This is a genomic window from Pseudooceanicola nanhaiensis (assembly GCF_020171315.1).
Lineage (GTDB): Bacteria > Pseudomonadota > Alphaproteobacteria > Rhodobacterales > Rhodobacteraceae > Pseudooceanicola > Pseudooceanicola nanhaiensis_A.
The window spans coordinates 189,387-202,536 of sequence record NZ_JAIUZP010000009.1 but is presented as its reverse complement, the minus strand read 5'-3'; the positions used below and the strand labels follow the sequence as shown (position 1 = coordinate 202,536).

Here is a 13,150-nt window from a genome sequence, read left to right as displayed (position 1 = left end):
TCGGATAATGCCAAGCCACAAGAGGAGGACATCATGCGTACACAGGTTTGCATCATTGGCGGCGGGCCTTCCGGGCTTCTGCTGTCGCAGCTTCTGAACCTCAAGGGCATCGAGACGGTCGTGCTGGAGCGCAAGTCGCGCGACTATGTTCTGGGCCGCATTCGGGCCGGCGTGCTGGAACGCGGCATGGTCGGGCTCCTGCGCGAGGCAGGCTGTGCCGAGCGGATGGACATCGAAGGCCACCCCCACGAGGGCTGCAACCTCTCGACCCAGCACGGCATGTTCCGGATCGACTTCAAGTCGCTCGTGAACGAGGAGGTCATGGTCTATGGCCAGACCGAGGTGACGCGCGATCTCTACGCGGCGCAGGACCGGATCGGGGCGACCGTGATCCATGACGCGGCCGACGTGGCGATCCACGATCCCAAGAGCGACGCGCCCTATGTCACCTACCGCAAGGACGGGGTCGAGCACCGGGTCGACTGCGACTACATCGCGGGATGCGACGGCTTCCACGGCGTCAGCCGCCAGACCATCCCCACCGGTGTGCGGCAGGAGTTCGAGCGGGTCTATCCCTTCGGCTGGCTGGGCATCCTCTCCGAAACCGCCCCGGCGGCAGAGGAACTGGTCTATGCCAACCACCCGCGCGGCTTTGCCCTTGCCTCGATGCGCAGTGCGACGCTGTCGCGCTACTACGTGCAGGTGCCGCTGAGCGACAAGGTCGAGGACTGGACCGACCAGATGTTCTGGGACGAGCTACGCCGCCGGCTGCCCGCCGAAGTGGCCGAGCCGATGCAGACCGGCCCCTCGATCGAGAAATCCATCGCCCCCCTGCGCAGCTTCGTCTGCGAACCGATGCAGTTCGGGCGGCTGTTCCTCGTCGGGGATGCCGCGCATATCGTGCCGCCCACCGGCGCCAAGGGCCTGAACCTCGCCGCCTCGGACGTGCATTACCTCAGCCGTGCGCTGATCGCCTTCTACGGCGCGGGCGACCGTCAGGGGATCGAGACCTACTCCGCCACCGCGCTCAAGCGGATCTGGGGCGCCATGCGCTTCAGCTGGTGGATGACCTCGGTGCTGCACCGCTTCCCCGAGGCCTCCGAGTTCGACCAGAAGATCCAGGAGAGCGAGCTGCTCCAGCTGGAAGAGGTCGAAAGCGCCCGGCGCACGATGGCTCTCAACTATGTGGGGCTGCCCTACTGAGCGGTTTCTTGCGTCCCGATGGACCCCACCTATATCTCTAGGCGTTCCCCTAGGAGAGAACGTGTCGGAGGTTGACGATGGGATATTTCAAGACGGCCCTGCTGATGGCGGCGATGACCGCCCTCTTCATGGGGATCGGGTACCTGATGGGGGGCTCGGGCGGTGCGCTGATCGCGCTGATCGTGGCCGCGCTGATGAACGTCTTCACCTGGTGGAACTCCGACAAGATGGTGCTGCGCATGCACAATGCGCAGCCCGTCACCCCGAACGACCGCATGGGGCTGCACAGCCTCGTCGCGGAACTGGCGCAGAACGCGGGCCTGCCGATGCCTGCCGTCTACCTGATCAACACCGACCAGCCCAACGCCTTTGCTACCGGGCGCAACCCCAGCAACGCCGCCGTGGCGGTGACCGCAGGCCTGATCCGCACCCTCCCGCGGGAGGAGCTGGCCGGCGTCATCGCGCATGAGCTGGCCCACATCCGCAACCATGACACCGCGATCATGACCGTGACGGCGACCTTCGCCGGTGCGATCTCGATGCTGGCGAACTTCGCGCTCTTCTTCGGCGGCAGCCGGGAGCGGATGGGCCTGCTGGGCACGATCGCCATGATGTTCCTTGCCCCGATCGCGGCGGCGCTGGTGCAGATGGCGATCAGCCGGACCCGCGAATACGCTGCCGACCGCGCGGGCGCCGAGATCTGCGGCAACCCGCTCTGGCTGGCCTCGGCGCTGGTCCACATCCAGCAGGGCGCGGCCCGGATCGACAACGTCGCGGCCGAGCGGAACCCGGCGACGGCGCATATGTTCATCATCAACCCGCTCCATGGCGGCGGGCGCGACAAGCTCTTCTCCACCCACCCCGCGACCGAGAACCGGGTGGCCGCGCTGAAGGAACTGGCCGCGCAGATGGGCCGCCAGCCCGCCCGCGCCAGCTACGCGCCTGCGCCTGCGCCGCAGGAGCCCACGACCTCCACCACCCGCGTTCCGCGCTCCGGCAAGCGCGCGGGGCGGCCCGGGCCATGGACCTGACGGGATGACCTGAGCCCACGGGATCGGACACGGACGACAGCAAGAGGCCCCACGGGGCCTCTTTCGCCCTGTGCGCCACGGTTGGCATCCGCCGCGCTTTGCCCTTCAATGCCCTGACAAGAGAGAGGGATTGAGCGCATGACCGGACACAGCTACGACGCGGGCCGCCTGAACCTGCCCTTCGTGGGCATTTCGACCTTCGCCAAGGCACCCTACGTGCCGGACTGGGACGCGATCGAGGCCGATGTGGCCGTACTCGGCGCGCCCTTCGACTTCGGCACCCAGTGGCGGCCCGGGGCGCGCTTCGGCCCCCGCGCGGTGCGCGAGGCCTCCACCCTCTTCAGCTTCGGCCATGCGGGGGCATACGACCACGAGGACGACGCCACCTACCTCGACAGTTCCGTGCGGATCGTGGACATCGGGGATGCCGACATCATCCACACCAAGACCGAGGAAAGCCACGCCGGCATCCGGCTGGGGGTGGAGAAGATCCTCGCCGCCGGTGCCCTGCCGGTGGTGATCGGCGGCGATCATTCGATCAACATCCCCTGTGTCGAGGCCTTTGCCGCCGATTGCGCCGCCAACGGGCCGGTGCATGTGATCCAGATCGACGCGCATCTGGATTTCGTGGACGTGCGCCACGGGGTCACGGCAGGCCACGGCAACCCGATGCGGCGCGCGATCGAGAAGGACTACGTCTCGGGCATGACCCAGCTGGGCATCCGCAACGTCTCTTCCACCGCGCGGGACGGCTACGAGGATGCGCGGGCGCGGGGCTCCGACATCCTCTCCGTCCGGCAGGTCCGCAAGCTGGGGACCGAGGCGGTGCTGGCCCGCATTCCCGAGGGCGCGCGCTATTATGTCACCATCGACATCGACGCTTTCTGCCCCTCCATCGCGGCGGGCACCGGCACGCCGAGCCATGGCGGCTTCCTCTACTACGACGTGCTGGAAATCCTGCAGGGGCTGGCCGGACGCGGCGAGGTGGTGGGCATCGACCTTGTCGAGGTCGCCCCCGCCTATGACCCGACAGAGAGCACGCAGATCCTCGCGGCGCAGCTGTTGCTGAACTTCCTCGGCTTCATCTTCCACGCCCGAGCGACCCGCTAGGCCCCGCCCGCGCCGCGCAGGGCAGCCCGGCGCGGGCGGATGCTGCACCCGGCCTTTTCATGCCGCAGTGCAGCCACGCGACTGGACGCAACGCAGCAAAACTGACAAGCTGGGCGCGAGGGGACAAGACGACATTGCAACTGCACGTGACGGATTTGTGCCCATGGACCAAATCTTGCAACCAGCCACGCGCCCGCTGATGGAGGCGCTCTTCGCCCGTCAGCAGGAGGCTGCCCGGGCCGATCCTGTCGTGTCCTACGCGCAGCGGCGGGATCGCCTGACCCGGCTGGAGACCGCCCTGACCGAGGCCGCCCCCGCGCTGATCGAGGCCATGAGCGCGGATTTCTCCTATCGCCCGGCGGCGGAGTCCGAGCTTTTCGACATCACCATGTCCCTGCGCGAGATCCGACACGCCAAGCGCAGCCTGTCGCGCTGGATGCGCACGCGCCGGGTGCGGGCGCCACTCTACCTGATGCCCGCCCGGGGGCGGCTGATGCCGCAGCCCCGGGGCGTTGTCGGCATCGTCGCGCCGTGGAACTTCCCGGTCTACCTTGCCGTGGCCCCTGTGGCGGCGGCGCTGGCGGCAGGCAACCGGGCGATGCTGAAACCCTCCGAGCTGACGCCGCGCACCGCCGCGGCGCTGGAAGAGGCCCTGGCGCAGGAATTCGCGCCCGAGGAACTCTGCGTCGTGCAGGGCGGGCCGGAGGCCGCCGCCGCCTTCACCACCCTGCCCTTCGATCACCTGCTCTACACCGGCTCCACCCCCGTGGGGCGCAAGGTGGCCGAGGCCGCCGCCCGCAACCTGACCCCGGTCACGCTGGAACTTGGCGGCAAATCCCCGGCGGTGATCACGCCCTCGGCGGACCTCGACCGCGCCGCGCGGCGCATCGCCTGGGGCAAGGGCGCCAATGCCGGGCAGGTCTGCGTGGCGCCCGATTATGTGCTGGTGCCGCGCCCGATGATGGAAGACCTCACCGCCAAGCTGGAGGCGGCCTTCCTCGCGCTTTACCCCGAGGGGGCGGCCAGCCCGGACTTCGCCGCGATCATCACGCCGCGCCACCGCGACCGGCTGCGCAGCCTGCTGCACGAGGCCGAGACCTCCGGCGCGCAGGTGATCCGCCTGCCCTCGGATTCCATCCCCGCCAAGCAGCACAAGTTCCCGCCCGCGATCGTCGTGGACCCGCATCCCGGCCTGCGCATCATGCAGGAGGAGATCTTCGGCCCGCTTCTGCCCGTCGTCCCCTATGACACGGCGGAGGAGGCCATGGCCTTCGTCACCGCGCGGGATCATCCGCTGGCGCTCTATGTCTTTGGCCGCCGGCAGGAGGAGATCGCCCCCTGGCTCTCCGGCACCCGCTCCGGCGGGGTCACGGTGAACGACACCGTCCTCCACGTGGCCTTCGATACGCTGCCCTTCGGCGGCATCGGCCCCTCCGGTCAGGGCGCCTACCACGGCGAGGCCGGGTTCGAGACCTTCAGCCACATGAAGCCGGTGATGATCCAGCCGCGCCTGAACGCGGGCCGCTTGATGGAGCCGCCGGTGACGCCGCGCAAGCGTCAGATGATGAAGCTTCTCCGCCGCATAATCTGACAGCCGTGCGGCCCTGCGCAGCGGCGTGGCCCTTCTGTGGGCCTGCGCTCTCGCCAAGGGCGCGTGCCGGTGCTAGGGCCGAAGGCATCCCTCAACCTCGCCCGCACCCGTCGGCACCGGGCCCTGCTGCACGAGCCCCCATGCTGCGACAATTCTTCGATTACTACCGCCCGTGGCGCACCCTGTTCTGGGTCGACTTCGGCTGTGCCGTCGCCTCCGGCCTGCTGGAACTGGCCTTCCCCCTCGCCATCCAGGCTTTCATCGACAGGCTGCTGCCCAGTGGCGATATCGCCATGACGGTGCTGGCCGCCGTGGGCCTGCTGGCGGTCTACCTCTTCAACACCGGGCTGATGGCCATCGTGATCTACTGGGGTCACATGCTGGGCATCAACATCGAGACCGAGATGCGCCGCCGCGCCTTCGACCACCTGCAGCGGCTGTCCTTCTCCTATTTCGACAAGGTCCGCACCGGCAAGCTGGTGGCCCGCGTGACCCGCGACCTCGAAGAGATCGGCGAGGTGGCCCACCATGGGCCGGAGGATCTGTTCATCGCGGTGATGACCTTCATCGGCGCCTTCCTCCTGATGCTGACGATCAACCCCGAACTGGCCTTCATCACCGCCGCGATCGTGCCCGCCTGCGTGGCCATCGTCACGGTCTACGGCGGGCGGATGACGTCGACGTGGCGCGCGATCTATGCCCGCGTGGCCGATTTCAACGTCCGGCTGGAAGAGAACGTGGGTGGGATGCGCGTGGTGCAGGCCTTCGCCAACGAGGACCACGAGCGCAAGCTCTTTGCCAAGGACAACGAGAAGTACCGCGACACCAAGCTGGCCGCCTACAAGGTCATGGCCGCCTCCTCGGCGCTGAACTACATGGGGATGCGTTTCATCCAAGTGGTGGTGATGGTCGCGGGCGCGGTCTTCGTGCTGCGCGGCGAGCTGACCACCGGCGGCTTCGTGGCCTTCCTGCTGCTGGTGAACGTCTTCTTCCGTCCGCTCGACAAGATCGCCGCGGTGATCGAGACCTATCCCCGCGGCATCGCGGGCTTCCGCCGCTATCAGGAGCTGCTGGACACCGCCCCAGACATCGCCGATGCCCCCGGCGCGCGGCCTGCGCCCGCCTTCACCGGGCGGGTGACCTTCGATGACCTCGGCTTCGACTACGGAGACGGGCGGCCTGTGCTGAAGGGCATTTCCCTCGACGTGGCCCCGGGCGAGACCATGGCCTTTGTCGGCCCCTCGGGCGCGGGCAAGACCACGCTGCTGGCGCTGGTGCCCCGGTTCTACGAACCCACCTCGGGCGAGATCCGCATCGACGGTGTGCCGCTGCGCGAGATGACTCTGCAGAGCCTGCGCCAGCAGATCGGCCTCGTGTCGCAGGATGTCTTCCTCTTCGGCGGCACCCTGCGCGAGAACATCGCCTATGGCCGTCTCGGCTGCAGCGAGGCCGAGATCCTCGACGCCGCCGCCAAGGCCCAGCTGGCCGACCTGATCGAGGGCCTGCCCGAGGGGCTGGACACGGTCGTGGGCGAGCGCGGCGTGATGCTGTCGGGTGGCCAGAAGCAGCGGGTGGCGATCGCCCGGGCCTTCCTGAAGAACCCGCCGGTGCTGATCCTCGACGAGGCGACCTCGGCGCTCGACACCGAGACCGAGCGCCAGATCCAGGCGGCGCTGGAGGCGCTCTCGGTCGGGCGCACCACGCTGGTGATCGCGCACCGTCTGGGCACGATCCGCAACGCCGACCGGATCGCGGTCATGGAACAGGGGCGGATCGTCGAACTGGGCAGCCACGAGGAGCTGGCACAGGCGGCGGGCCGCTATGCAAGGCTGAGTGCGGCGTAGGTCGCCGGTCAACGCATCGCTCTCCGGCAATCGCAAAGGGCAGCGCCGTCCCGCGGGGTGGCGCGATAGCGCCGCCCCATGGGGGCGGGTCGGCGCTGCCCGGCCTATCGGTCGGGCGGGACAGACATAGGGGACTGCGGTACCGGGCTGCTGATCGGATGCGGCATGGAACTGGGTTCGCCTGACGTCAGCCCCCCGGACAGGTCCCCCACCCCATTTGCCGCTTTCGTGCACATCTACCGGCGATCTCCCGCTCTCTGTCCGTCAATGCACAACAGAAAGCTTGGCAGCGCCCCGCCCCCTCGGCTAAAGCACGATCACGGACATGAAGGAGAGCCGCGAATGAATGACCCAAGGACCTTTTTCCGCGCCTGAGACGCCGGTCCTTGAAGGCTGGCCAAGCGCCCGCCGCATTCCCATTCGCACGACGTTCCCCGCCCCATGGAGGGCCCCATGTACCGCTTCTTCGAAAACCTCGTGGATCCCTTTGCCGACGCAGGCCGTGACACGCCGCCCGACCGGATATGGCCCTATATCAAGACGCACCTGAAGCCCTACCACCGGCTGCTGCCCGTCATCGGCGCGGCGGGCATCATCGTGGCGCTGGCCGAGACGTGGCTCACCTACTACGGCGGTCGCCTGATCGACCTGATGACCGCCGAAGGCCCCGCCGCCTTCTGGGCCGGCCACTGGCCCGAGCTTGTGGCCGCCGCCCTCGCCGTGCTCTTCATCCGCCCGCTGCTGATCGCGCTGAACGCGGCCTTCCTCGGCCAGACGCTGTCCTCCAACCTGTCGGAGCAGGCCCGCTGGCGGGCCCACCGGCACCTGCTGGGACAATCCACCGGCTTCTTCCAGAACGACTTTGCCGGGCGGCTGTCGAACCGGGTGATGCAGATGGGCCCGGCGGTGGAGGACAGCATCTTCATCGCCTTCGAGGGGCTCTGGTACGGCGCGGCCTATATCCTCGGCGCGCTGCTGATCCTCAGCCAGATCCACCCGCTGCTGATGGCGCCGCTGGCGCTCTGGGTCGTGCTCTACATCGCCTATGTGCGCTGGATCGCGACGCGGGTCTCGGATGCCTCCGAACGGCTCTCGGACGCGCGCTCGCTCGCGACGGGGCGCGTGGTGGATGCCTATTCCAACATCGAGACGGTCAAGCTCTTCGCCCATGGCGCGCGCGAGGAGGCCTATGCCCTCTCCGCCATGAAACGCCTGCGGCTGCGGTTCCAGCGTTTCATGCGCCTGATGACCGAGATGCAGTTCGGCCTGAACGTGCTCAACGGGCTGCTGATCGTCTCGGTCGTGGCACCTGCCGTGGTGCTCTGGGCCAATGAGACGGCCTCCATCGGGCAGGTCTCGGCGGCGCTGGCGCTGACGATCCGGATCAACGGCATGTCGGGCTGGCTGATGTGGATCACGATCCGGCTCTTCGAACATGCGGGCGTCATCCGCGAGGGGCTGCGCTCCATCGCGCAGGAACCGGCCGTGGTCGACCGGCCCGGCGCGCCCGCGCTGAACGTGGACCGGGGCGAAATCCGCTTCGAGGGTGTCAGCCACCACTACGGCAAGGGCAAGGGCGGGCTGAACGGCATCGACCTGACGATCCCCGCGGGCCAGAAGGTGGGCCTGATCGGGCGCTCCGGCGCGGGCAAGTCCAGCCTCGTCACCCTGCTGCTGCGTTTCCGCGATGCCGAACAGGGCCGCATCCTGATCGACGGACAGGACGTGGGCGCGGTGACGCAGGACAGCCTGCGCGCGCAGATCGGCATGGTGACGCAGGACAGTTCGCTGCTGCACCGCTCGGTCCGGGCGAACATCCTCTATGGCCGCCCCGAGGCGACCGAGGCGCAGATGGTCACCGCCGCGCAGCGCGCCGAGGCGGATGACTTCATCCAGACGCTGGAGGACCCGCAGGGCCGCCGCGGCTATGACGCCCATGTGGGCGAGCGCGGGGTGAAGCTCTCGGGCGGGCAGCGCCAGCGGATCGCCATCGCGCGTGTGATCCTGAAGGATGCCCCGGTGCTGATCCTCGACGAGGCGACCTCGGCACTCGACAGCGAGGTAGAGGCCGCGATCCAGCAGACGCTCTATGGCGTGATGGAGGGCAAGACGGTGATTGCCATCGCGCACCGCCTCTCCACCATCGCGCAGATGGACCGGATCGTCGTTCTGGACGCGGGCCGCGTGGTCGAGGACGGCACCCATGCGGAGTTGCTGGCGAAAGAGGGCATCTATGCCTCTCTCTGGGCGCGGCAGTCGGGCGGCTTCCTCGCCGAAGACATGTGAGACCCCGGGCGCTGCTGCACCGCAGCGGCGCCCGACCTGCGCCCGGCGGGAAGCTGCCGAGCACATAAGCCACTCACATACCTACGGAATAAACCTCCTACGCGGCTGTGACGCTGCGTCGGATGCGACGCTTCGCCCCCCGGATGCTGCGCTACTGAACTTGACAGTTCACCACCGGCGCAGGTCTTCTTGCCGAAAGGGCCGTCCCGTCGGGCGGTGCGAGTCACCAGTGCGGGGTTGAGCCGGTCATGAAACACACGCGTCGAAATCTCCTGTGGGGGGCGGCGGTGGTCGCGGCGGCCCTCGTGGTCCTCTTCATCCTGCGCTCGGTCAATGCCGACAAGCTGCCCGAGGGCATCGCCACCGGCAACGGCCGTATCCAGGCGACCGAGGTGGACATCTCGGCGCTCGCCGCCGGGCGCATCCGCGACATCTTCCCGGCCGAGGGCGACTACGTCGAGAAGGACGCGCCGCTCGTCCAGATGGACACCGATCAGCTGGAGGCCCAGAAGCATCAGGCCGAGGCCGCGCTGCGCCGCACCAAGGTGGGTGTCGAGACCGCCAAGACCAACGTGGAACAGGCCGAGGCGCAGGTCCGCGCCGCCGTCGCCTCCGTCGCGCAGGCCGAGGCCACGAAGACCGCCGCCGACAGCCGCCTTGCCCGCAGCCGCAGGCTGGCGTTGAGCGACACGGTCTCGCAGCAGACGCTGGAAGACAACATCGCCTCCGCCCATCAGGCCGAGGCCGCCGTGGCCGCAGCCGAAGCGCAGCAGGCCGCAGCCGAGGCCGGTGTCAGCGCCGCGCAGGCCGCCGTCATCGACGCCGAGGCCGCGGTGGAGGCGCAACAGGCCGCGCTCGACGCGATCAATGTCTCGCTCAAGGATGCCACGCTGACCTCGCCCATCGACGGGCGGGTGCAATACCTCGTGGCGCGCCCGGGCGAGATCGTGGCCGCGGGCGGGCGGGTGCTGAACCTCGTGGACCTGAACGACGTCTACATGACCTTCTTCCTGCCCACCGAACAGGCCGGGCGGCTGGAGATCGGCGACGAGGCCCGCATCGTGCTGGATGCCGCGCCGCTGGTGGCGATCCCGGCGACGATCTCCTTCGTGGCGGACGTGGCCCAGTTCACCCCGCGCAGCGTCGAGACGCAGGACGAGCGGACCAAGCTGATGTTCCGCGTCCGCGCCCAGATCGACCGCGCCCTGCTGGCGCAATACACCGCCTACGTGAAGACCGGCCTGCCGGGCGTGGTCTATGTCCGCACGGCGCCGGGCGTGGACTGGCCCGAGGTCGCCACCACGCGGGTGGAGCTGCCTGAACCGCGCGCGGCAGGTCAGTGATGGACCGCGCGGACGACAGGTCCGCGCCCGTCGCGCGGATCGAAGGGGTCAGCCTGCGCTATGGCAAGGTGCAGGCGCTGGACGCGGTGACGCTGGACATTCCCGCGGGCCGCATGGTCGGGCTGATCGGCCCGGACGGTCAGGGCAAGTCGAGCCTGCTGTCCCTGCTCGCGGGTGCGCGGCGGATGCAGGAAGGCCATGTCGAGGTGCTGGGCGGCGATATCGCCGACGCCCGCCACCGCGATCGGGTCTGCCCCCGCATCGCCTACATGCCGCAGGGTCTGGGCAAGAACCTCTATCCCACGCTCTCGGTGAACGAGAACCTCGCCTTCTTCGGGCGGCTCTTCGGCCATGACACGGCCGAGCGCACCCGCCGCATCCGGGAGCTGCTGGCCGCCACCGGCATGTCGCCCTTCGGGGACCGGCCCGCGGGCAAGCTGTCGGGGGGCATGAAGCAGAAGCTGGGGCTCTGCTGTGCGCTGATCCACGATCCGGATTTCCTGATCCTCGACGAGCCGACCACCGGGGTGGACCCGCTGTCACGGCGCCAGTTCTGGGACCTGATCGACCGCATCCGCCTGACCCGCCCGCAGATGAGCGTCATCGTCGCCACCGCCTACATGGAGGAAGCCCAGCGCTTCGACTGGCTGGTGGCGATGAACGGCGGGCGGGTGCTGGACACCGGCACGCCGGAGGAGCTGCTGGCGCAGACCGGGGCGCCCGACCTCGACCGCGCCTTCATCGCCCTGCTGCCCGAGGACGCCCGACGCGATCACCACAAGGTCGAGATCCCGCCCCGCGACCCGGACCGCGACGGCGAGATCGCCATCGAGGCGCAGCACCTGACCCGCCGCTTCGGGGATTTCACCGCCGTCGACGATGTCTCCTTCCGCATCCACAAGGGCGAGATCTTCGGCTTCCTCGGCTCCAACGGCTGCGGCAAGACCACGACGATGAAGATGCTCACCGGCCTGCTGGAGCCCTCGGAGGGCACCGCGCATCTCTTTGGCGGGCCGGTCGATCCGGGCGACATGAACGTGCGCCGCCGGGTCGGCTTCATGACGCAGGCCTTCTCGCTCTATACCGAGCTGACGGTGAAGCAGAACCTCGAACTGCACGCCCGGCTCTTCGACATGGCGGAGGCGGCGATCCCGCCCCGCGTCGCGGAGATGGCCGAAAGGTTCGGCCTGACCGGCGTGATGCACACCCGCCCCGCCGCCCTGCCCCTCGGCATCCGTCAGCGGCTGTCGCTCGCCGTGGCGATGATCCACGGCCCCGAGATCCTGATCCTCGACGAGCCGACCTCGGGCGTGGACCCGGTGGCGCGGGACGAATTCTGGCAAATCCTCTCGGACCTGTCGCGGCAGGACGGGGTGACGATCTTCGTCTCGACCCACTTCATGAACGAGGCCCTGCTCTGCGACCGGATCTCGCTCATGCATGCGGGCAAAGTTCTGGTCAGCGACACAGCGGAGGCGATCATCGAGACCCGTGGCAGCGCCACGCTGGAAGACGCCTTCATCGCCTACCTCGAAGAGGCCATCGGCGAGACCGAAACCGCCCCCGAACCCGCCGCCCCCGTGGCCGAAGAGGCGCCCACCCCGCGGCGCGGTTTCTCGCTCCGGCGGATGTTCAGCTATTCCGTGCTGGAGGCGTTGCAGCTTCAGCGCGACCCGATCCGCGCGACGATGGCGCTGCTCGGCTCGGTCATCCTGATGCTGGTGATCGCCTATGGCATCAACATGGACGTGGAGGATGTGAAATTCGCCGTCCTCGACCGCGACCAGACCACGGTCAGCGAGGACTACATCCTCGATTTCGCTGGCTCGACCTACTTCCTCGAACAGCCGCCGCTGGACAGCTACGCCGACATGGACGAACGGCTGAAGCGCAACGAGATCTCCTTCGGCCTCGAGATCCCGCCGGATTTCGCCGCCAAGGTGGCGCGGGGCGAGGACGTGCAGGTCGCGGCCTTCCTCGACGGCTCCAACCCGGCGCTGACCGAAAGCATTCAGGGCTACGTCGAGGGGCTGCACGCCACATGGCTGACCCGCAAGGCGCGCGAGGCCTATGGCGAGGCCGCCGCTACCGGGGACTTCGATGTGGAGATGCGCTTCCGCTACAATCCCAACGTGGATTCGCTCACCGCCATGGCGCCCGCCGTCATGCCCCTGCTGCTACTGCTGATCCCGGCCATGCTCTCGGCCCTCTCGGTGGTGCGGGAGAAGGAGCTGGGCTCGATCACCAACTTCTACGTCACCCCCGTCACCCGGCTCGAATTCCTGCTGGGCAAGCAGCTGCCCTATGCGGTGCTGACCCTGATGAGCTTCTTCATCCTGCTGGCGGTGACGATCCTGATCTTCCGGGTGCCCTTCACCGGCTCGATGCCCGCGCTGATCGTGGCGACGGCGATCTATGCCCTCGCCTCCACCGGCATGGGCCTCGTGATCTCGTCCTTCCTCTCCAGCCAGATCGCGGCGATCTTTGCCACGGCGATGATCACCATGATCCCCGGCACGATGTATTCCGGCCTGCTGGACCCGGTGACCTCGCTCGAAGGCTTCGGCCGCGTGGTGGGCGAGGTCTACCCGATGACCCACTATGTCACGATCGCGCGCGGCACCTTCTCCAAGGGGCTTGGCCTGCGGGATCTGGGCGAGGCGTTCTGGCCGCTCCTGGCCTCGGTGCCGGTGCTGCTGCTGATCGGCGCGCTGATGCTGCGCAAGCAGGAGAAATAGCCCG

The 13,150-nt window shown here is 68.4% G+C and carries 8 protein-coding genes; all 8 read left to right on the top strand.

The genetic code is table 11. The annotated features are described in order from the left end of the window. Positions 1 to 33 precede the first annotated feature (33 nt). The 8 genes from pobA to rbbA all read left to right on the top strand — a co-directional run bounded on the left by pobA (position 34) and on the right by rbbA (position 13,146). The gene (pobA, locus tag LCM32_RS16455; protein ID WP_224822183.1) at positions 34 to 1,203 is read left to right on the top strand and encodes a 4-hydroxybenzoate 3-monooxygenase; all 1,170 of its coding nucleotides are present in this window, start codon (positions 34 to 36) and stop codon (positions 1,201 to 1,203) included. 77 nt (positions 1,204 to 1,280) lie between these two features. Further along, complete coding sequence (htpX, locus tag LCM32_RS16450) at positions 1,281 to 2,234, top strand: zinc metalloprotease HtpX (protein ID WP_224822182.1); 954 nt, start codon at positions 1,281 to 1,283, stop codon at positions 2,232 to 2,234. A gap of 138 nt (positions 2,235 to 2,372) precedes the next feature. After that, positions 2,373 to 3,344 carry an agmatinase gene (locus tag LCM32_RS16445; protein WP_224822181.1) on the top strand — a complete coding sequence of 324 codons (972 nt, stop codon included), beginning with the start codon at positions 2,373 to 2,375 and terminating at the stop codon, positions 3,342 to 3,344. A 163-nt stretch (positions 3,345 to 3,507) separates the two neighbouring features. After that, positions 3,508 to 4,935, top strand: coding sequence for a coniferyl aldehyde dehydrogenase (locus LCM32_RS16440; RefSeq protein ID WP_224822180.1), 1,428 nt, complete (start codon positions 3,508 to 3,510; stop codon positions 4,933 to 4,935). A 140-nt stretch (positions 4,936 to 5,075) separates the two neighbouring features. Then, positions 5,076 to 6,779, top strand: coding sequence for an ABC transporter ATP-binding protein (locus LCM32_RS16435; RefSeq protein WP_224822179.1), 1,704 nt, complete (start codon positions 5,076 to 5,078; stop codon positions 6,777 to 6,779). A gap of 453 nt (positions 6,780 to 7,232) precedes the next feature. Then, entirely contained in the window at positions 7,233 to 9,065 is a 1,833-nt protein-coding gene (locus LCM32_RS16430) for an ABC transporter ATP-binding protein (protein ID WP_224822178.1), read from the top strand. Positions 9,066 to 9,313: 248 nt separating this feature from the next. After that, complete coding sequence (locus LCM32_RS16425; protein ID WP_224822177.1) at positions 9,314 to 10,408, top strand: HlyD family secretion protein; 1,095 nt, start codon at positions 9,314 to 9,316, stop codon at positions 10,406 to 10,408. Beyond that, positions 10,408 to 13,146: a ribosome-associated ATPase/putative transporter RbbA gene (rbbA, locus tag LCM32_RS16420; RefSeq protein ID WP_224822176.1), complete on the top strand. Its 2,739-nt coding sequence runs from the start codon at positions 10,408 to 10,410 to the stop codon at positions 13,144 to 13,146. The genes LCM32_RS16425 and rbbA overlap by 1 nt, the downstream gene beginning before the upstream one ends. Positions 13,147 to 13,150 lie beyond the last annotated feature (4 nt).